We start from the raw sequence: 21,494 nt of genomic DNA on the forward strand, positions 1-21,494 counted from the left end.
GGACAGTCCATGTCCCACCAAATGGGCGCAAGTACGGACTCGTCGAGAAGGGGTTGATTGTTCTGTGAGGACTCTGCTACAGTCCCGTCCGAAACAACTTCATGTACCCCTCCAGGAGCCCCTGTGGACGACGCCCCCCGTACGCCCGAGCCCAAGCGCCCCAACGACAAGGCTAGATCGAAGCGCCCCACGATAGTGGACGTCGTCGACATGCCCTGGCGAGTATCGCGAAAGACCCTGGTCAAGCGCGGCATCACGTTCGCCGGCATCACGGCGCTTACCGCTGGGTTCCTCATGTGGGTGGGGGTTTGGGAACCCGAGTACCGTCCTGATGAGATAGATCAGGAATTGTCCGTTCCCGGTGAGAACTTCACACCCGAAGACGTCGAACTGCCTGAAGACGCCTCCGAGAACAGCGTTCTCGAAGGCGACCAAGAGGTCGCGTTCCCGGCACTGACATCCGTAGACGTCGATCTCCCGCCCGGCGAGCGGGTCGAGATCGCCGAACTCGGCGTCACAATCCGTGGCGTCGGCGCTAACGCTCCGTCGAGTGTACGCGTCGAACTCGGGGCCGCCTCGGCCGCCGACGGCCTCCGATGGAACCTCGAACGCACCGACGGCTCCGCCGAACCCGGCACCGTCGAAGCCGTCTTCGACTACAGCGCCTACCGGAATGCGGGCGGCGCCGACTGGGACGACCGGCTCAAGGCCTACAACGCGTCCGGCGCCGAGATCCCCTCCACCCACAACGGCATCGACGGGACGCTCACCACCGAGATCGCCCTCGAACCCACGGGAACCGGCGGCGGCTACGTCCCGACTACTGCGACCGGCACCGAAGGCGGCCACGCCCAGGGCTCGTCCACCGCGGCCGTCACCCTCGCCGCCTCCGCTTCCGGCGACAACGGCACCTTCGCCGCGACCAGCCTCGCACCGTCCTCAACCTGGTCCGCCGGGAATCCCACCGGCGACTTCGCCTGGTCGTACCCGATCGACGCCCCGTCCTCCGTCGGCGGCCTCGATCCCTCCATCGCCCTCGCGTACTCGTCCTCGGCCGTCGACGGCCGAAACGAGTCCACGAACAACCAGCCCTCCACTATCGGCGAAGGCTTCTCGTTCGACCCCGGGTACATCGAGCGGAACTACACGTCCTGCCAGATGGACGATGAAGACGACGCCAACAACCCCGCCGAAGCCGAAACCGGCGGCGACCAGTGCTGGGCCACCGACAACGCCGTCCTCTCCCTCAACGGCTCCGGCGGCGAGCTCGTCCGCGACGACGACACCGGCAAGTGGAAGATCAAGAACGACGACGCTTCCCGCGTGGAAAAGCTCTCCGGCGCGAACAACGGCGACGACAACGGCGAGTACTGGAAGGTCACCACCGGCGCCGGCGTCCAGTACTTCTTCGGGCTCAACCGCCTGCCCGGCTACGGCACCGGCAAGTCCGAGACCCAGTCGACCTCCACCGTCCCGGTCTTCGGGAACCACCCCGACGAGCCCTGCCACGCGACCTCCTTCGCGGACTCCTGGTGCGACCAGGCCTGGCGCTGGCGCCTCGACTGGGTCGTCGACACCCACGGCAACGCGATGGCGTACTTCTACGAGGGCGAGACCAACCACTACCTGCTCAACCTCGACGCCGACCAGCCGGTCGACTACGACCGCGGCGCGAACCTGGCCCGCATCGACTACGGCCTCCGCTCCGGCGACGCCTACACCGGCGCCGTCAACCGTGTCGTCTTCGACCTCGCCGACCGCTGCCTCGCTGGATCGACCTGCGACTACGACCACCCCGAGAACTGGCCCGACGTCCCGCTCGACCAGTACTGCGACGGCACCGTCGCCGACTGCGAAGGCATCTACTCGCCGACGTTCTTCACCGACCAGCGGCTCGCGTCCATCACCACCCAGGTCTACACCGGAGGGACCTGGAAGGGCGTCGACCAGTGGGGCCTCGCGCAGTCATGGCCCGACCCCGGCGACTCGACCCGCGCCGGCCTCTGGCTCGACGGGATCACCCGTACCGGCCTCGCGGGCACGACGCCGATTGCGCTGCCGCAGGTCACGTTCGACGGGATTCAGCTCTACAACCGCGTCCAGAAGACCCTGGACACGAAGGCTCCGATGAACTGGTTCCGGATCTCCGCGATCCGCAACGGCACCGGCGGCGTCACCACCGTCAACTACACCGACACCGAATGCGACGCCAAGGCCGGCGTCATGCCGTCGTCCCCTCAGGACAACGACATGCGGTGCATGCCGGTCGTCACCAAGCTCGCCGAGGACAACAACGGCGTCACCGAGTACGACTGGTACCACAAATACGTCGTCACCGAGGTCGCCGAGATCGACACCACCGGCGGCTCGCCGCCGGTCACGACCGCGTACGAGTACATCGGCAAGCCCGCCTGGCGCTACGCCGACGACGACGGCCTGACCGACAAGGAGTACAAGACCTGGTCGGACTACCGCGGTTACTCAGGCCTGCGGACGATCACCGGCGACGGCTCCGACGACAAGTTCGTCAGCGAGACCACCTACTTCCGCGGACTCGACGGCCAGAAGCTCCCCGACGGCACGACCACCTCGGTCAAGGTCGACGGGATCACCGACCACGACGAGTTCGCCGGACGCCCCCGCACCGAGACGACGTTCCTCGACGGCGCGCCGATCTCCAAGACCGTCACCACGCCTTGGCGTTCCGAGCCCACCGCGACCCGCGTTCGCGACTGGGGCACGGTGTACGCCCGCCACACCGGGACCAGTGTCGTGGCCTCGTCGTCCGTCCTGTCCGACGGGACTTGGCGAACGGTCACCGCGACGACCAAGTACGACTCGTACGGCATGGCCATCTCGACCGAGTCCTCGGGCGTGACCGGCGTCGACGGCGACGAGCAGTGCGTCAAGATCACTTACGCTCGCAACACGACCGCCTGGATCGTGAACCTGCCTGTGCGGACACAGACCCTTTCGGCGAAGTGCGCGGCGACGCCGTCGCTCCCTGGGGACCTCATCTCGGACGAACGCGTCTACTACGACTACGCGACGACGCACACGACGGCCCCGACCAAGGGCGACATCACCAAGACGGAGACCGCGAAGGACTACGCGAGCGGCGCGCCGGTCTACCTGACCACGGGATCGATCACGGTCGACCAGTACGGTCGCGGCGTGACGTCGACCGATGTGGACGGCAACGTCACGACGACGGCCTATACGCCCACCACCGGCGGGCCCGTGACCGGTGTGACCACGACGAACCCGCTCGGACACCAGAACACCCAGACTCTGGATCCCCTGCGCGCCAACGTTCTTCAGGCGACCGACGCCAACCAGAACCTGACCGAGATGCAGTACGACGCGCTCGGCAGGCTCGTCGCCGGCTGGACGCCCGACCGGACGAAGGCCGACGGGTACGAACCGTCAGCGAAGTTCGAGTACCTGCTGCGGAACGACGAGGCCTCGGCCACCGTCACCCACGGCATCAACGCGAACAGCACCTACACCACGACGATCGAGCTGTTCGACGGTCTCATGCGCTCGCGCCAGACCCAGATCCCCGCGCCCGACGGCGGCCGGATCATCACCGACACCGTCTACGACACGCACGGGCTCGTCCACAAGCAGTACGGCGCCTACTACAACGACCAGGCGCCGTCCACCTCGCAGTTCACGGCCTCGGACAACGACATCCCGGGCATGACCGCGTACGAGTACGACACCGCCGGACGGGTGACCGCTGAGGTTTTCCTGCAGCACGGGATCGAGCAGTACCGCACCAAGACGCTGTACGACGGTGAGGAAGTCACCGTCATCGACCCGGACGGCCGCGCGGCCACCTCGGTCGTCGACGAGAGCGGCAACACCGTGGAGGTGCGGAACCTCCACACGTCCGACCCTGCGGGCGCCTACGACTCGATCACGTACGAGTACGACCATGCCGACCGGCTGCGCGCGATGACCGACACCGGCGGCAACGAGTGGACGTACGAGTACGACCTCCTGGGCCGCCAGACCGCGGTGAACGACCCCGACACCGGCCGCACCGAGACGACCTACTACGACAACGGCCTCACCGAATCGGTGACCAAACCGGTGACCGCCTCGACCGAGCAGAGCATCTGGTACGAGTACGACGAGCTCGGCCGCGTCCTGTACGTCATGAAGGACGCCTTCGACGGCCCGCTCATGGAGGCCTACGAATACGACCTCTTCGGCCTCGGTCTTCCTGCGACGACCTCCTCCTGGGACGAGGACGACAACCTCTACAAGACCCGCGTGCTCGGTTATGACGCCGCGAGTCGTCCTGTCGGCGTGCGGTACACGCTCGACGGGAGCTTCGGTGCGCTCGATCGCTCGTTCGACTTCCGGTACACCTACAACAGGGACGGCTCGGTCGCCCAGGTGACCTACCCGGCCGCGGGCGGGCTGGCCGCGGAAGAAGTGGTGACCACCTACTCCGATCTCGGTCTGCCGCAGACGACCTACTCGCCGAGGCAGTGGTACGTCTCCGACTCGACCTACACGAAGTACGCCGAGATCGCGCAGATGACGATGGACCCGGACGGCCCGAACGTGTCGGAGGCACCGGTCGCCTGGCAGGCCTTCACCTATGAAGACGGCACACGGCGCATGACCGGGTCGAGCTTCGAGATCTCCACCGGTCCCGACCATGTGATCTCGGACCTGACATACGAGTACACCGACGGCGGTCTGATCACCTCGATCGACAACCAGTCGAACCTCGGCGCGGACACGCAGTGCTTCGCCTACGACTACCTGAAGCGCATCACCGACGCGTGGACCGGCGCGACTCCGGCAGTCTGCGACGCGGAGCCGACCAGCACGAGCCAGGTCGGCGGAGCGGCGCCGTACTGGCAGTCCTGGACGTTCGACGACTCGGGCAACCGCAGCAGCCAGGTTGACCACCTGGCCGCGGAGAGCGTGGGTTACAAGTACGAAGGGGCGCAACCGCACACCCTCACGTCAGCGACGATCGCGAACAGCTCGGGATCGAAGACCCTCTCGTACGCGTACGACTCTGCGGGGAACACGACCTCCCGTCCCGACGCGAACGGTGCCGCCCAGACGCTGACGTGGTCACCTGAGGGCGAACTTGAAACGAGTTCTACCGCCGGCAAGACCACTGATTACGACTACACCGCCGACGGCAGTCGGATCTCCAGGACCGATCCGGACGGCACCATGACGGTGTTCCTCCCGGGCATGGAGGTCGTCAAGGCCGCGGACGGGACGCTCAGCGCGTCGCGCTACTACGCGCACGGCGGCAGTCAAGTGGCGATCCGTACCAACGACGACAATCTGTCGTGGCTCGGCGCCGACCTCCAGGGCACCTCGACCGCCGCGGTCGACATGGATTCGCACGCGGTTCAGGTCCGCTACTTCGACATTTACGGCAACGAGCGGGGAACGCCGGCCGAGTCCTGGGTCGATGAGCGCGGATTCCTCGGCGCGCCTGAGGACCCCTCCGGCCTGACCCACCTGGGCGCCAGAGAGTACGACCCGTTGCTGGGACGCTTCATATCCGCGGACCCGGTGCTCAATCCGACCGACTCGCAGCAGATGGGCGGGTACTCCTACGCGAACCACTCGCCTGTATCCTTCTCCGACCCTTCTGGACTCGCCCCGGGGCACAACAGCAACGGCTCCTGCATCGACGGCGACTGCTCGTACTACCAGAACGACAAGGATCTGCGCAGCAAGGAGGACTGCCAGAAGTACGCGGGGACCTCGGCGGCGTGCGGCGCCGGCAAAGGCACCGGCGCGGTCACCGACGAACAACGGGCGAAGGCCGACGCGGAACGCGACGTCGACGAGGACCTGCAGCAGGACGCCGATGCGGCGCAGGACATCCTGAACATCTCCATCGTCGATGTGGTCATCGATGTCGGCGCGGAAATCCTGCTCGACCTGATCGGCGTCAACGACATCATGTCGTGCGTCGGAGCGGGCGACATGATGTCCTGCGCCTCGCTGCTCATGGACCTGATCCCATGGGCGAAGGTCGCGAAGCTTGCCGGGAAGCTCTTTAAGGCCGCCAAGAAGATCTACAAGGCGGTCACGGCATTCCAGGAGAAACTGTCCTGGGCGCGCAGCACGATGAAGCGCTACAACGATGCCGTCGAGGAGGCCACCGAGCGCGCCCGCAAGCGGCTGGAGGCTGGCGGTACGAGCGATGCGCCCTCATCATGCATCGGCAACTCCTTCACCGCTGAAACCAGAGTGGTGATGGCCGACGGATCGACCAAACCCATCAGCGAGGTCGAGCCCGGCGACAAGGTGCTCGCTACCGACGAGGAGACCGGCGAGACCGCCGCCCGCGAGGTCATCACCGGCATCGAGGGCACCGGCGCCCGCATCCTGGTCGACATCAGCGTCGACACCGACGGCGACGGCAAGGCCGACTCCACCGTCACTGCGACGGACGGCCACCCGATCTGGGCCGCAGACGAGGCCGACTTCGCTGAGAACCCCGAGTCGGCGATGCCCGGCCAGTGGCTCGACGCCGTCGATCTGAAGTCCGGCCAATTCCTCCGGACCAGCGCCGGAACCTGGACCCAGATCACGGCGATCGAAGTCCACGCCTCCTTCACCACCGTCTACAACCTCACGGTCGAAGAAGACCACACCTTCTCCGTAGCAACCGGAGACAGCAACTTCCTCACCCACAACTGCGGACTCCAAGAGTTTGCAGACAGCCAAAGAGAGGTCGGCGGTACCAAATTCGCCTCGGAGTACACTTCCCCTTCGGGCGAGACTTACCTCAGCACCAATCGCCACGGAACCAGTGCAGAAATTGAGGCTATGCCCGAGTTGCAGGATGCGGTTGAGGCGGCGGGGCATCACGGTGGTTGTGCTGAGGTCGGGTGCCTTATTCAGGCATACAAGCGCGAAGGTGTCGGCGCGATTACCGGAGGCACGATGCAGACCATCAACGTCCGCAATCCGATGTCCTCTCGCAGTGGCGAGCATGGCTCGCCCGCGAGTCCATGTGGAAGATGTAATCGATTGTTGACTGCCTTGAATATTAGCTGGGGGTAGGTCGAATATGCACGCGGAAACTTTTAGTCGACAAACGCTGGATGTTTTGGCTCGATCGGGTTGGAGTGTGAACCGTCAATTTGATATAGATCGATGGGTGGAGGAACTACGCCTTCAGGGCTATGATCTATCTCAGGTTGCTGACTCGGCTCTTCGCTCGTTTGGTGGGCTCGAGATCATGCCGAGCAACGAGTTCGGTCCGAATTTCAGTAATGATGCGCCGCTTATCGTTGATCCGATCTTGGCGGGATCTGGTCATCGTGTGCTTGCCGAAGAACTGGAAAGGGAGCTTGGGGGATCATGGTATCCCTTCGCGGAATGGCTGAGCGGTTCCAGCGTTTTTATTCGTGGAGATGGATGGACGGTTGCAACCGGACTGGAGTGGATATGGGAGCTCGGTACTTCCCTCGAAAGTGCCATTGAGTTTGCCGTGCGAGCACACAGGCCGCTGGTCTGCCTGAGGGTGCTCCGGCCTGGGGCAAAGCCCTGGCCATCGACTTCATAGAGGGAACAGGGCGCCAGGCCGAAGCACGGACGACTCAGGGACGATTCATTGGGCGGGGTCGCGGTTCCAGGTCCAGGCGTAGTTCGTGTCCTCCACGTCGATGGCGGGCTGGCAGAGTTCGAGAGGGCGGAAGGTGTCGACCATGACGGCGAGTTCGTCGAAGTAGTCGGCGCCGATCGAGCGCTCGGGGGCGCCGGGCTGGGGGCCGTGGGTGAAGCCGGACGGGTGCAAGGAGATGGAGCCCTGCTCGATGCCGGACCCGCGGCGGGCCTCGTAGTTGCCGCCGCAGTAGAACATCACCTCGTCGGAGTCGACGTTGTGGTGGTTGTAGGGCACCGGGATCGCGTCCGGGTGGTAGTCCACCTTGCGCGGCACGAAGTTGCAGATGACGAAGTTCGGGCCCTGGAAGACCTGGTGCGCGGGCGGGGGCTGGTGGATGCGGCCGGTGATCGGCTCGAAGTCGTGGATCGAGAAGACCCACGGGTAGAGGCAGCCGTCCCAGCCGACCACGTCGAACGGGTGGTGGGCGTACGTGAACTTCGTCCAGAGCGTCGCCGAGCCGCGGCCGCGGTGCTGGACGTAGACGTCGACGTCTTCGCCTTCGACCAGGAGGGGTTCCTCCGGGCTTCGCAAGTCGCGTTCGCAGTAGGGGGAGTGTTCGAGGAATTGGCCCCGGACGCTCAGATAGCGCTTCGGCGGGGTGATGTGGCCCGTCGACTCGACCACCAGAGTGCGGAGGGCTTCCGGGCCAGTAGGGACGACCCGGTAGATCGTGGACATCGGCATGATCAGGTAGTCGCCCTGGCCGATGTCGATGGCGCCGAACGAGGTCTCGACGCGCGCCGCGCCGGCCTCGACGTAGATGCACTCATCGCCGATCGCGTTGCGGTACAGGGGGGACGGATCGGTCGCGACCGCGTACGAGATGCGGCAGTCCGCATTGGACAGCAAATGGTTGCGGCCGAAGATCGCGTCGCCGGGGCCGCCGTTGAGCTTGTGGGTGCGGAAGTGCCGGGGCTTGAGGGGGTGGTTCGCGACCGGCTCGGCCTTCTCGGGCCGGTGCTCGGTGCTGGAGGAGATCGCGGTCGGCCGGAAGCGGTGGTAGAGCAGCGAGGAGTCCGAGGAGAACCCCTCCTGGCCCATCAGCTCCTCGGAGTACAGGCTCCCGTCGTCCTGGCGGAACTGCGTGTGTCGCTTGTCGGGGATCTGCCCGACGGAACGGTAGAACGGCACGTCGACTCCTTTGTCGGTACGCGTCGGCGGGCGAGGGTGACGCCCGCTCGGCGGCGGTTATGCCCTGAGGATAACCTTCCGGCCGTTCGATTTCGAGTGGTCCGCGCGCACCCGCGCGTGGACCGGGCCCGTTCGCGCACGAGCTGCGCGGAGCGCTGGACCGGAGCCGCACCGAAGCCCTAGGCTCGGCTCATGGTTGGACCGATACCCGCGATGCTGCGGGGCCTGATCGACGACGCGGCGCTCTTCCCACCAGGCAGCGCGCCCATGGAAACGGCCGTCCCCGCCCACCGCGGGTACCGCCAGTCCTGGTACGAGGCCATGATCGGCCCGCTCTTGGTACCGCAGTCCCGGCTCGCCGAGCTCAGTGAGCACCTGGGACGCGGCCCGCTGCGCATCGGCGTCATCGTCGACGGCGAGCTCGAACGGGTCGCCGCTGACGTGTCCGCACTCCCGCCGCAGGTCGAGGTCCTGCACTACGAGTCGCGGCACGCGCTCGAACACCTCACCGCGCACGCGCCCGCCTGGGGCAAACCCGTCTACGCCGAACTGCCCTTCGGCGACGACGCCCTCGACGCCGTGCGGCCCACCGGGTTCACCCCGAAGTTCCGCACAGGCGGACTCGCCGCCGAGTTCTTCCCCGCGCCCGAGACCCTGGCCGCCGCGATCGCCGGCTGCCGCCTCCGCGGGCTCCAGTTCAAGCTCACGGCAGGGCTCCACCAGGCCGTCCGCCACCGCGACCCCGCCACCGGCTTCGACCACCACGGCTTCCTGAACGTCCTGGTCGCGGCCGCCGACGCCTCCGACGGCGCACTGACCGCCGACCTCGCCGCGACCCTCGCCTCCACCGACACCGCCGATCTCGCCGAACGCGCCCGCCGCGTCCTGCAGCGTCCCCGCGCCCTCTGGACCGGCTACGGCTCCTGCAGCATCGACGAACCGCTCAGCGACCTCACCGAACTGGGACTCCTGCACCGAGGGACCTCGAACAAAAGGGACACCGTATGACCGCCACCAGCTGGGTCGAGGGCGCCGACCTCGGCCCCTTCGGCCTCGACCACCTCCCGTACGGCGTCTTCTCCACCGCCAAGGACCCCGGCCCCCGCATCGGCGTCCGCATCGGCGACCAGGTCCTCGACCTGCGCGCCCTCGCCACCGGCACGTTCTTCCTGCCCTGGATCCGCCCCGCGTTCCACGAGCACGACCTGAACGGCTTCATGGCCATGGGCCCGCCCGCGTGGCGCCTCGTCCGCCACCAGCTCACCGAACTGCTCAGCGACCGCCGCTTCCAGGACCAGTCCGCGACCCTCCTCACCCCGGTCGCCAAGGCCCGCATGCACCTCCCGTTCGCCGTGTCGGACTATGTGGACTTCTACGCCTCCGAGGACCACGCGACGAACCTCGGCCGGCTCTTCCGTCCCGACGCCGAACCTTTGCTGCCCAACTGGAAGCACCTCCCGGTCGGCTACCACGGCCGCGCCGGCACGGTCGTTCCCTCCGGCACCCCGATCATCCGCCCGCGCGGGCAGCGCAAGGCCAAGGACGGCCCGCTCGAATTCGGCCCGAGTGTGCGCCTTGACATCGAGACCGAGGTGGGCTTCGTCGTCGGCGTCGGCACCGAACTCGGCACCCCGGTCAGCCCGGACGACTTCACCGAGCACGTCTTCGGCGCGGTCCTCGTCAACGACTGGTCCGCCCGCGACATCCAGGCCTGGGAGTACGTCCCGCTCGGGCCGTTCCTCGGCAAGTCCTTCGCAACCTCGATCGGGCACTGGGTCACGCCCCTCGACGCGCTGGCGGGCGCGAAGACCGCTGCACCCGTGCAGGACCCGGCCCCGCTCGGGTACCTGCAGGAGGCCGAGCGGTTCGGGTACGACCTGGCGATGTCCGTGCGCTGGAACGGGACCGAGGTCTCGCGGCCGCCGTTCGGCGGCATGTACTGGACCCCGGCGCAGATGCTCGCGCACATGACCGTGAACGGCGCTTCGCTGCGCACGGGGGATCTGTACGCGTCCGGGACGGTCTCGGGTCCGGAGCCGGACCAGCGCGGCTCGTTCCTCGAACTCACTTGGGGAGGGAAGGACCCGGTCAACCTCGGCGAGGGCGAGACGCGCGCATTCCTGGAGGACGGCGACACGGTCGTCATCAACGCGACCGCCCGCAGCGTGAACGGCGGCCAGATCGGCCTGGGCGAGGTGAGCGGGACGATCCTGCCCGCACTCAGCTGAGGTCCGCGGCCTGCTTGACGAGCGGGAGGGTCCGGTACGGGATCTGCTCGGCCAGCGCGATCACGGTCGTCGCCCGCTGGACCCCCTCGCTCGCCAGCACCCGGTCGATCACGCCCTGCAGCTCGGCGTTCGTGCGCGCCACGATCCGGCACAGCATGTCGCCCTGCCCCGTCACCGTATGCGCCTCAAGCACTTCCGGAATCCTCGCGAGCCGCTGCGCCATGTGCTCGTGCCCGACGGCCTGCCGCAGCTCCAACGTCACGAACGCCGTCACCGGATACCCGAGCGCCGCGGGCTCGACCCTCGGCCCGAAGTCCCGCACCACCGCGCGCTCGGTCAGCTTGTCGAGCCGCGCCTGCACCGTCCCGCGCGCCACCCCCAGCCTCCGCGAGCACTCCAGCACGCCGATCCGCGGCTCCGCCTCGAGAAGCTCGATGAGTCTCGCGTCGAGCGCATCGATCCCTGCTTCGTTAGTCATATTGACCAGTGTATGGGCCAGACATCTGGTAGATCTGTGCAAGATGACCATCAGGAAACTCACTGCTTGCCCAGTCCCAGGATCTGAACAATGATCAAGTCGACCGCCCATCCCGGCGATGCTTGCGAGCCGGAAATGAGCACCGAGGACGAGGAGGCCGCCATGGTCGACACTGCCAACCGCTCCACTGATGCCGACCTGGTCGGAGCCGTCGAACACGACATCCGCGAGGACGCCTTCCCGATCAAGGGCTGGGACCACGTCCGCTACTACGTCGGCAACGCCCGCCAGGCCGCCCACTACTACTCCACCGCCTTCGGGATGACGCTCTTCGCCTACCGCGGCCCCGAGCAGGGCTTCCGCGACCACGCCGAATTCGCGCTCAAGTCCGGCGGCGTCGTCTTCGTCCTCGCCGGCGGGGTCACCGCCGACGCCGAGGCGACCAGGCACTACGCCGCGCACGGCGACGGCGTCATCGAGGTCGCCCTCGAAGTGCCCGATGTGGACGACAACTACAAGCACGCGATCGAGCAGGGCGCCATAGCGATCGAGGAGCCCCACGACCTCACCGACGAGCACGGCACAGTCCGCCGCGCCGTCATCGGCACCTACGGCGAGACCCGGAACGTCCTCATCGACCGGTCGAACTACGACGGCCCGTTCCTGCCCGGCTTCGTCGCGGCCGAACCGATGGTCGCGCCGCCGCAGAAGCGCTTCTTCCAGGCCATCGACCACGTCGTGGGCAACGTCGAGCTCGGCAAGATGCGCGAATGGGTCAAGTACTACGAGCGGGTCATGGGCTTCACGAACATCGTCGAGTTCGTCGACGACGCCATCGCCACCGAGTACTCCGCGCTCATGAGCAAGGTCGTCGCGAACGGCAGCCGCAAGATCAAGTTCCCGATCAACGAGCCCGCCGAGGGCAAGAAGAAGTCTCAGATCGACGAGTACCTGGAGTTCTACGGCGGCCCCGGCGTCCAGCACATTGCGCTCGCGACCAGCGACATCCTCGCGGCCGTCGACGCGATGCGCGATCGCGGAGTGGAGTTCCTGGAGGCTCCTGACGCCTACTACGAGGACCCTGAGCTGCGTGAACGCATCGGCGAGGTGCGGGTGCCGATCGAGGAGCTGCAGGCGCGGCGCGTCCTGGTGGACCGCGATGAAGACGGCTATATGCTCCAGATCTTCACCAAGCCGCAACAGGATCGGCCGACAATGTTCTACGAGATCATTGAGCGCCACGGCTCGCTGAGCTTCGGCAAGGGCAACTTCAAGGCCCTGTTCGAGGCCTTGGAGAAGGAGCAGGCCAAGCGCGGCAATCTGTGATCGATCCGGCACTGACGGGGAGCGGATACATGCACGCACCACACGGCCCTGACCTGCACTGCAAGACCTGGCAGGCGGAGGCGGCGTACCGGATGCTCCAGAACAACCTCGATCCTGAGGTGGCCGAGCGCCCCGACGACCTGGTGGTCTACGGCGGGACCGGCAAGGCGGCGCGCAGCCGGGACGACCTGAAGGCGATCCTGCGGACCCTCCTCACGCTTGAGGCGGACGAGACGCTGCTGGTGCAGAGCGGCCGCGCGGTCGGCGTGATGCGCACCCACGAGTGGGCGCCGCGCGTGCTCATCGCCAACTCGAACCTGGTGCCGGACTGGGCCACGTGGCCCGAGTTCCGGCGCCTCGAATCGCTCGGGTTGACGATGTACGGCCAGATGACCGCCGGTTCGTGGATCTACATCGGCACGCAGGGGATCCTGCAGGGCACGTACGAGACGTTCGCGGCGGTCGCGGAGAAACGCTTCGGTGGGAGTCTCAAAGGGACGCTCACGCTGACGGCCGGCTGCGGCGGCATGGGCGGCGCGCAGCCGCTCGCCGTCACGATGAACGAGGGCGTGTGCCTGATCGTCGAGGTCGATCCGGAACGTCTGGAGCGGCGCGTGCGCACCCGCTACCTCGACACGGTCGCGGCCGATCTCGACGACGCCGTCGCACAGGCCTTGGCCGCCAAGCGCAGTGGCGAGGCGAAGTCGATCGGCGTGGTCGGCAACGCCGCCGAGGTCTTCCCCGAGCTGCTGCGCCGGGGCGTGGAGATCGACATCGTCACCGACCAGACCTCCGCGCACGACCCGCTGTCCTATGTGCCCGCCGGAGTCGACCACGCCGAGGCGGCCGAGCTCGCGCGGGCCGACGCGGACGGTTTCACCGACCGCGCACGGGAGTCCATGGCCTACCACGTGGCCGCCATGGTCGGCTTCCTGGACGCGGGCGCCGAGGTGTTCGACTACGGCAACTCGATCCGCAGCGAGGCCTTCCTCGGGGGCTGCAAGCGCGCCTTCGCGTTCCCCGGTTTCGTCCCCGCGTACATCCGGCCGCTGTTCTGCGAAGGCAAGGGCCCCTTCAGGTGGGTGGCCCTCTCGGGCGACCCGGCGGACATCGCCGCGACCGACCAGGCCGTGCTCGACCTGTTCCCGGAGAACCGCAGCCTGCACCGGTGGATCTCGCTCGCCCGCGAGCGCGTCGCGTTCCAGGGCCTCCCGGCCCGGATCTGCTGGCTCGGGCACGGCGAGCGGGACGTCGCCGGGGTGCGCTTCAACGAAATGGTCGCGGACGGGACCCTCAAGGCCCCCATCGTGATCGGCCGCGACCACCTCGACTGCGGCTCGGTCGCCAGCCCTTACCGCGAGACCGAGGGGATGAAGGACGGCTCGGACGCGATCGCGGACTGGCCGCTGCTCAACGCCCTCGTCAACACCGCGTCGGGCGCGAGCTGGGTCTCGATCCACCACGGCGGCGGGGTCGGCATCGGCCGGTCCATCCACGCCGGGCAGGTCACCGTGGCCGACGGGACGCCGCTCGCGGCCGAAAAACTCGCACGGGTGCTCTTGAACGACCCGGCGATGGGCGTGATCCGGCACGTGGACGCCGGTTACGAGGAGGCCGAGGCGGTGGCGGAGGATCACGGGGTCCGCGTACCGCTCAAGGAGTCCTGAGCCGCGGCCGCAACTGAAACGGGGATTGACATGGACACGGGCGAGTTCCGTCGACTGTGGAATGAGATCGAGCCGATCGGCCGCGCGGCGTCTGCCGGGGGAGAGCCGGGCGGGTACGTGCGGTTCTCCTGGACCGAGCCGGACCTGGACCTCCGTACCTGGTTCCACACCCAGGCGAAGCGGCGCGGCCTGCGCTACGAGGAGGACCGCAACGGCAACCTCTACGCGTGGTGGGACGCGGAGAAGGAGCAGGTCATCGATCCGGACGCGCCGCATCCGCACGGCGCGGTCCTGACCGGCAGCCACTTCGACTCGGTCCCGCACGGCGGCGCGTACGACGGCCCGCTCGGGATCGTCTCGGCGTTCCTGGCCGTCGACCAACTCAAAGCCGACGGTGCGATCCTCAAGCGGCCCATCGGCATCGCCGCGTTCACAGAAGAGGAAGGCGGGCGCTTCGGCGTCCCCTGCCTCGGCTCGCGGCTCATGACCGGCGCGATCGACCCCGGCCGCGCCCGCGCGCTCACCGACCCCGACGGCGTCACGCTCGCCGAGGCCATGAGCGAGGCGGGCGGCGAGCCCGACCTCCTCGGGCCCGATCCCGAACGGCTCGCGCGCCTCGCCGCGTTCATCGAGCTGCACATCGAGCAGGGCCGCGCCCTCGACGGCAGCGAGTCGCCGGTGTCCGTCGCCACCGCGATCTGGCCGCACGGCCGCTGGCGCATGGTCTTCACCGGCACGGCCGACCACGCCGGGACCACGCGCCTGCCCGACCGGCGCGACCCGATGCTGACGTTCGCGTTCGCGGTCCTCGCCGCCCGCAAGGAGGCCCGGATCGCCGGCGGCGTCGCCACGGTCGGCCGCGTAGAGGTGGAGCCGAACGCCACCAACGCGATCGCCTCGACCGTGACCGCGTGGCTCGACGCCCGCGCCCCCGACGAGGCCGTGCTGAGCGAGATCCTGGAAGGCTTCGTGTCCAAAGTGTCCGAACGGGCGGGTCGGGACAGCACCGGCTTCGAGATCAGCCCTGAGTCCGAGACGCCCATCGTCGAGTTCGACGCGTCCCTGCGCGACCGGATCGCCGGGCTCCTCGGCGGCGCCCCGATCCTGCCGACCGCGGCGGGCCACGACGCCGGAGTGCTCTCGGCGCACGTGCCGACCGCGATGCTGTTCGTGCGCAACCCCCACGGCATTTCCCACGCGCCCGGCGAGGCGGCCAGCGACGAGGACTGCGCCGCCGGCGTCGCCGCGCTCGCGGCCGTGCTGCGGGACCTGGCGTGCTGACCTTCTGGGCCGAGCACGCCCTGCTTCCGGGCGGCCCGGCCGAGTCGGTGGCGATCGAGGTCGCCGACGGCCGCATCGCCAAAGTGAGGCCAGGCAGCAAGAAGCGCGGCGATGTGCTTGCGGGCGTGACCCTCCCGGGCTTCGCGAACGCGCACTCGCACGCGTTCCACCGGGCCCTGCGCGGGCGGACTCACACCGGGTCCGGCACGTTCTGGACGTGGCGCGACGGCATGTACGCCCTATCCGAACGGCTCGAACCGGACTCGTACTACCGCCTGGCTCGCGGGGTCTACGCCGAGATGGCGCTCGCGGGGATCACGACTGTGGGGGAGTTCCACTACCTGCACCACTCGCCGGGCGGGCGCCCGTACTCGGACCCGAACGCCATGGGGGAGGCCCTGATCCAGGCCGCCGCCGACGCAGGCATCCGGATCACCCTGCTCGACACTCTTTATCTGGCGGGCGGTTTCGGCCTGCCGCTCGAGCCCGCGCAGCGGCGCTTCGGCGACGGCGGCCTGGAGGCCTGGCTCGACCGCGTCGACAAGCTCAAGCCGCCCGCGCACGCGGTCATCGGCGGCGCGGTGCACTCGGTGCGCGCCGTCCCGGAGGAGGCCATCGCCGCGTTCGCATGCTCGACCGAGGGCCGCCCGGTCCACGTGCACCTCTCCGAACAGCGCTCCGAGAACGAGTCCTGCCGGCTCGAGCACGGCTGCAGCCCAGCCGAACTGCTCGAGCGCTGCGGGCTCCTCGGCCCCGACCTCACCGCCGTCCACGCCACCCACCTCGCCGGTCACGACATCGACCTCCTGCGCCGCTCGGGCACGTCCGCGTGCTTCTGCCCCACGACGGAACGCGACCTCGCCGACGGCCTCGGCCCGGCGCGGGCACTCGCCGAAGCGGGCGTGCGGCTCTCGCTCGGCACCGACTCGAACGCCATTGTGGACATGTTCGAGGAGGCGCGCGCGGTCGAGATGCACGAGCGGCTCGTCAGTGAAGAGCGCGGCCGTTTCACCGCCCAGGAACTGCTCGACGCGATGACCAGGCACGACACCCTCGGCTGGCCTGACGCGGGCCGCATCGAGCCGGGTGCGCGGGCCGACCTGGTCACCGTGGACCTTGGGACGCCGCGCACCGCCGGCATCGATCCTGCCGGAGTCGTCTACGCCGCCACGGCAGCCGACATCACCGACGTGATCGCCGACGGCCGCCGCATCGTCGCAGGTGGAAGGCACCTGCGGGTTGACGCGGGCGCGGAACTCGCAGCCTCGATCGGAGGCCTGTGGGCATGAACGATCCAAATCGCAGCGAACGTGCCGCGCCCCTCTCGTCGCTTCAGCGAACGCCGACCGGCGCCACCGTCGTCCCGACACTTTCGACCGCTTTCCGAAAGGACCGGCGATGAGCCTCCTGATCGACAACATCGGCGAGCTGTTCACCGCTGACCCGACACTCGGCGTCCTGCACGACGCCGCGGTCGTCGCCGATGAAGGGCACATCGTCTGGATCGGCCCGAACACCGCAGCGCCCGAAACCGATGAACGACTCGACGCCGGCGGCCGGGCCGTGATCCCTGGGTTCGTCGACAGCCATGCGCACCTCGTCTTCGCGGGCGACCGCAGCGCCGAGTTCGCCGCGCGCATGAGCGGCGAGCCGTACACCGGCGGCGGGATCCGCACCACCGTCGCCGCGACCCGCGAGGCGAGCGACGAAGGCTTGCGCGCCAACACTTCCCAGCTCACGACCGAGATGCTCGCCCAGGGCACAACCACAGTGGAGATCAAGTCCGGATACGGCCTCACCGTCGCCGACGAAGCCCGGTCGCTGCAGATCGCGAGCGAGTTCACCGCCGAGACCACGTACCTCGGCGCGCACACCGTCCCGTCCGGCGCGGACCCCGACGAGTACACGGCCCTCGCCTGCGGCCCCATGCTCGAAGCCTGTGCGCCGCACGCCAAATGGGCGGACGTGTTCTGCGAGCGCGGCGCCTTCGACGGCGACCAGGCCCGCGCGGTCCTCACCGCGAGCGCGAAAGCCGGTCTGGCCCTGCGCGTCCACGCCAACCAGCTCACCGCCGGGCCCGGCGTCCGCCTCGCCGTCGAGCTCGGCGCGGCCTCCGCCGACCACTGCACGCACCTCACCGCCGCCGACGTGGACGCCCTCGCGAGCGGCGATACGGTCGCGACCCTCCTGCCGGGCGCGGAGTTCTCGACGCGCTCGCCGTATCCGGACGCCCGCCGCCTCATCGACGCGGGCGTGACCGTGGCCCTCGCGACCGACTGCAATCCCGGTTCGTCGTTCACGAGCAGCATGGCGTTCTGCATCGCCCTCGCCGTGCGCGAGATGCGCATGACCCCCGCCGAAGCGCTCACCGCCGCCACCGCGGGCGGAGCGAAGGCACTGCGCCGCAAGGACATCGGCCGCATATCCGTCGGCGCTCGCGCCGATCTGGTCGTGCTCGACGCGCCCAGCCACGTCCATCTGGCCTACCGGCCGGGGACGCCCCTAGTGAAGGCCGTCGTACACGACGGCGACATAGTGCGTTGAGGAGGAGCGATGTCCACAGTCCACATCAAGCCGGCCCCGGTCACCCCTGAGGAGGTGATCGCGGTGGCCCGCGACCGCGCCGAGGTCGTGATCGACGCCGAGGCTCGCGAGGCCATGGCCGCCAGCCGGGCGATCGTGGACGGGATCGAGCGCGAAGGCCGGCCCGTCTACGGCGTCTCGACCGGTTTCGGCGCGCTCGCGAACACCTTCGTCGAGCCCGAGCGTCGCGGCGAGCTGCAGCACGCGCTCATCCGCTCGCACGCGGCCGGCGTCGGCGACCCGATGCCCGACGAGGTCGTGCGCGCCATGATGCTGCTGCGCCTGCGCTCACTCGCCATGGGCCGCTCCGGGGTCCGCCCCGTGATCGCGGACGCGCTCGCCGGACTCCTGAACTCGGACATCACCCCTTGGGTCCCGCGGCACGGCTCGCTCGGCGCGTCGGGCGACCTCGCGCCGCTCGCGCACTGCGCGCTGGTCATGCTCGGCGAAGGCTGGGTCCGCGCGGCCGACGGCACGCGCCTCGAGGCCGGGCCGGTCCTCGAACGCGCGGGGCTCGAGCCGATCACGTTGTCCTCCAAGGAAGGGCTGGCGCTGATCAACGGCACGGACGGGATGCTCGGGATGCTCATCCTGGCCGTCGCGGACCTGCGCCACCTCCTGACGATGGCCGACGTGTGCGCCGCACTGTCCAATGAGGCCATGCTCGGCTCGGACCGCCCGTTCCAGCCCGAGCTGCACGAGATCCGGCCGCAACCGGGCCAGGCGAGGAGCGCCGCGAACATCCACCGGCTGCTGCAGGACTCCGAGGTCATGGACTCCCACCGCAACGACCTCGCGCACGCCGTCCAGGACGCCTACTCGATGCGCTGCGCCCCGCAGGTCGCCGGCGCGGCCCGCGACGTGCTCGCCTACGCGGAGACCGTGGCGGCCCAAGAGCTCCGCTCAGTGGTCGACAACCCGGTGGTCCTCCCGGACGGCCGCGTCGAGTCCACCGGCAACTTCCACGGCGCGCCGCTCGGTTACGCCGCCGACTTCCTCGGCATCGCCGCCGCCGACGTCGGCTCGATCTCCGAACGCCGCGTCGACCGCCTCCTCGACGTGACCCGCAACCGCGGCCTGCCCGCGTTCCTCAGTCCGGACCCGGGCGTGAACTCGGGGCTGATGATCGCCCAGTACACGGCCGCGGGCATCGTCGCGGAGAACCGCCGCCTCGCCGCGCCCGCCTCGGTCGACTCGGTCCCGACCTCCGGCATGCAGGAGGACCACGTCTCGATGGGCTGGGCCGCCGCCTGCAAACTCCGCACGATCCTCGACAACCTCGGCACCCTCCTCGCGGTCGAGATGCTGGCCGCCACGCAGGGCCTGCAGCTCCGCCTGCCGCTCATCCCGTCCCCGGCCGCCCGCGCCGCGACCGCCGCCGTGGCCCCGATCGCCGGCAAGCCCGGCCCGGACCAGTTCCTCGCCCCGGTCATCGAACAGGTCAAACACCTCGTCGAGGGCCCGACCCTGAAGGCCGAGATCGAAACCGCGGTCGGCCCGCTCGAATAGGCCACCGAAAACGGCATACGCCGCATAGGGAACAGAGAAGCCACAGCGCCCCGCTCCCGTTCCGGGAGCCGGGGCGCCGTGCTGTGTAATGGGAGGCCTGTCGACGGGGGAGGGCCGATGTCTGAAACACCAAGCGCCGGAACGGGAGTGCACGAGTACTTCGCGGTACAGGCCGAGGCGCTGCAGCGACTTCGGGAGCCGGTCATGCGCCGCGAACCCGACGCGGTGCACCGCATGCGCGTCGCCACCAGGCGGCTGCGATCGCTGCTGTCGACCTACTCCGGGCTCTACGCCGAGGTGCCGCTCAGGCGGCGGCGACTCCGCTGGCTCGCCACCGAACTCGGGAACGTCCGCGACCTCGAAGTGCTGCGGATCCGGTTCGCGAAGCGCCTCGGCGACGAGCGGCCCGACTGGTTCGCGGCCCTGGAGGAGCAGGAACGCCTCGCCTATGGGCCCTTGATCCAGGCCTGCTCCCGCGAGCGGACCGCCAACCTGCTGGCCGCCGCCAGGGACATGGCCGAGGCCCCGGCTTTCAGCGAGGCCGCCGAGCGGCCCGCCGATGCCGTGCTCGCCCCGATCGTCGAAGCGGCCCGCCGGGACCTGGCGGTGTCCGTGGCGGCCATCGCGACCTCGCCCCACCCGGACGAGGCCCGGCACCAGGCCCGCAACATCGCCAAGCGGACCCGCTACACCGCCGAGGCCGCGACGGCCCTCGGCGAACCCGCCGAGACGGTCGCCGCCGAGGCCAAGCGCCTTCAGAACCTGCTGGGCCGTTGCCAGGACGACGTGGTCGCGATCCGCTACCTCGAAACCCACGCCCCCGATTCCCCGGTCCTCGAACGCGAACACCGGGCCCACGCCAAACACCTCGCCAAGGCACAAGCCGCCCTCGCGGACACCGAGGTGCGCTAGGCGAACGGGTTCAGCAGCCGTGCACCGGTCCGCTGGAAGTCGTTGACGTTGCGGGTCACGAGGACCATGTCGTGGACGATCGCGGTCGCGGCGATGTACGCGTCGATGATCGGCAGCGGATCGGGGTCGTTGAGCTCGCCCCAGACGTTGGCGATCTCCGGCGTGACCGGCAGGACCCGGGATTCGTACGGGACCAGCAGATGGTCGAGCCAGAGCGCGAGCGCTGCGGCCCGTTCGGAGTCCTTGCGACGCAGCCTCGCCAGGCCCTTGCGGAACTCGCCGATGGTCATGACGCTCAAGTGCATCTCGGCGTCGGAGGTCGCGTCGTACCAGCGCATGACGCCGCGATTCGGCTCCGGCCTTCGCAACTCGCTCAGGACGTCGGTGTCGAGCAGGTACCTCACAGGTCGAACCCCAGGTCCTGCTCGCGCGGCAGCTCCGCGCGGAGGTCCGAGGTGTCGGGGAAGTCGTCGAGGAACGGCGGTTCCCGCAGCAGCGCTTTGAAGGAGGGCGCTCCGGCGAGGCGCCGGTAGTCCTCCACGCTCAGGATCACGGCCTCTTCGCGGCCGTGCCGGGTGATGAACTGCGCGCCTTCGGTCTTGGTGGCGCGGACGAGCTCGCTGAAGCGTTTCTTGGCGTCTTGGACCTGCCAGTGCATGGGCCCGCCTCCGCTCATTCCGGAATTCTGACCAGTCTGACTATAATTT

Annotated in this window: 15 protein-coding genes; 11 read left to right on the plus strand and 4 right to left on the minus strand. The window is 68.8% G+C overall.

Translation table 11 applies throughout. The annotated features are described in order from the left end of the window. Window positions 1-348 precede the first annotated feature (348 nt). Both O2L01_RS07235 and O2L01_RS07240 read left to right on the plus strand, forming a co-directional pair. Window positions 349-7,065, plus strand: coding sequence for an RHS repeat-associated core domain-containing protein (locus O2L01_RS07235; RefSeq protein ID WP_270121246.1), 6,717 nt, complete (start codon window positions 349-351; stop codon window positions 7,063-7,065). Window positions 7,066-7,072: 7 nt separating this feature from the next. Beyond that, window positions 7,073-7,570 carry an SUKH-3 domain-containing protein gene (locus tag O2L01_RS07240; protein WP_270121247.1) on the plus strand — a complete coding sequence of 166 codons (498 nt, stop codon included), beginning with the start codon at window positions 7,073-7,075 and terminating at the stop codon, window positions 7,568-7,570. A gap of 45 nt (window positions 7,571-7,615) precedes the next feature. Here O2L01_RS07240 and O2L01_RS07245 read toward each other — a convergent pair whose 3' ends face one another. Then, window positions 7,616-8,803: a homogentisate 1,2-dioxygenase gene (locus O2L01_RS07245; protein WP_270121248.1), complete on the minus strand. Its 1,188-nt coding sequence runs from the start codon at window positions 8,801-8,803 to the stop codon at window positions 7,616-7,618. A gap of 192 nt (window positions 8,804-8,995) precedes the next feature. Between O2L01_RS07245 and O2L01_RS07250 the strand changes: the two genes are divergently transcribed. Together O2L01_RS07250 and fahA are read left to right on the plus strand one after the other, a co-directional pair. Continuing rightward, window positions 8,996-9,811: a hypothetical protein gene (locus tag O2L01_RS07250; protein ID WP_270121249.1), complete on the plus strand. Its 816-nt coding sequence runs from the start codon at window positions 8,996-8,998 to the stop codon at window positions 9,809-9,811. Then, entirely contained in the window at window positions 9,808-11,031 is a 1,224-nt protein-coding gene (fahA, locus tag O2L01_RS07255) for a fumarylacetoacetase (protein ID WP_270121250.1), read from the plus strand. Before O2L01_RS07250 ends, fahA begins: the two co-directional genes overlap by 4 nt. On the opposite strand, the gene O2L01_RS07260 is transcribed toward fahA, so the two are convergent. Then, entirely contained in the window at window positions 11,024-11,509 is a 486-nt protein-coding gene (locus tag O2L01_RS07260; RefSeq protein ID WP_270121251.1) for an Lrp/AsnC family transcriptional regulator, read from the minus strand. The two genes, fahA and O2L01_RS07260, sit on opposite strands and share 8 nt — an antisense overlap. 162 nt (window positions 11,510-11,671) lie before the next feature. Here O2L01_RS07260 and hppD point away from each other — a divergent pair, with 162 nt between their 5' ends. From hppD to O2L01_RS07295, 7 genes are all read left to right on the plus strand, one after another. Continuing rightward, a complete protein-coding gene (gene hppD, locus O2L01_RS07265) occupies window positions 11,672-12,835 on the plus strand; it encodes a 4-hydroxyphenylpyruvate dioxygenase (RefSeq protein ID WP_344469160.1) in 1,164 nt (387 codons plus the stop codon). Window positions 12,836-12,864: 29 nt separating this feature from the next. Continuing rightward, entirely contained in the window at window positions 12,865-14,502 is a 1,638-nt protein-coding gene (gene hutU / locus O2L01_RS07270) for a urocanate hydratase (RefSeq protein ID WP_310284471.1), read from the plus strand. Window positions 14,503-14,532: 30 nt separating this feature from the next. Continuing rightward, window positions 14,533-15,783 (plus strand): allantoate amidohydrolase, encoded by a 1,251-nt coding sequence (locus tag O2L01_RS07275; RefSeq protein ID WP_270121254.1) that lies wholly within the window; start codon window positions 14,533-14,535, stop codon window positions 15,781-15,783. Further along, on the plus strand, window positions 15,777-17,072 hold the full coding sequence (locus O2L01_RS07280; RefSeq protein ID WP_270121255.1) for a formimidoylglutamate deiminase: 1,296 nt from the start codon (window positions 15,777-15,779) through the stop codon (window positions 17,070-17,072). Before O2L01_RS07275 ends, O2L01_RS07280 begins: the two co-directional genes overlap by 7 nt. Window positions 17,073-17,181: 109 nt before the next feature. Continuing rightward, window positions 17,182-18,327 carry an imidazolonepropionase gene (gene hutI, locus O2L01_RS07285; RefSeq protein ID WP_270121256.1) on the plus strand — a complete coding sequence of 382 codons (1,146 nt, stop codon included), beginning with the start codon at window positions 17,182-17,184 and terminating at the stop codon, window positions 18,325-18,327. Between the two features lie 9 nt (window positions 18,328-18,336). Beyond that, window positions 18,337-19,875 carry a histidine ammonia-lyase gene (gene hutH / locus O2L01_RS07290; protein WP_270121257.1) on the plus strand — a complete coding sequence of 513 codons (1,539 nt, stop codon included), beginning with the start codon at window positions 18,337-18,339 and terminating at the stop codon, window positions 19,873-19,875. Between the two features lie 117 nt (window positions 19,876-19,992). Beyond that, the gene (locus O2L01_RS07295) at window positions 19,993-20,787 is read left to right on the plus strand and encodes a CHAD domain-containing protein (protein WP_270121258.1); all 795 of its coding nucleotides are present in this window, start codon (window positions 19,993-19,995) and stop codon (window positions 20,785-20,787) included. Here O2L01_RS07295 and O2L01_RS07300 read toward each other — a convergent pair. Beyond that, window positions 20,784-21,191, minus strand: coding sequence for a type II toxin-antitoxin system VapC family toxin (locus O2L01_RS07300; RefSeq protein ID WP_270121259.1), 408 nt, complete (start codon window positions 21,189-21,191; stop codon window positions 20,784-20,786). The two genes, O2L01_RS07295 and O2L01_RS07300, sit on opposite strands and share 4 nt — an antisense overlap. Next, window positions 21,188-21,463: a type II toxin-antitoxin system Phd/YefM family antitoxin gene (locus O2L01_RS07305; protein WP_270121260.1), complete on the minus strand. Its 276-nt coding sequence runs from the start codon at window positions 21,461-21,463 to the stop codon at window positions 21,188-21,190. The genes O2L01_RS07300 and O2L01_RS07305 overlap by 4 nt, the downstream gene beginning before the upstream one ends. Between the last annotated feature and the right edge of the window lie 31 nt (window positions 21,464-21,494).

It is taken from the genome of Glycomyces lechevalierae (genome assembly GCF_027622945.1).
GTDB classification, from domain to species: domain Bacteria; phylum Actinomycetota; class Actinomycetes; order Mycobacteriales; family Micromonosporaceae; genus Glycomyces; species Glycomyces rutgersensis.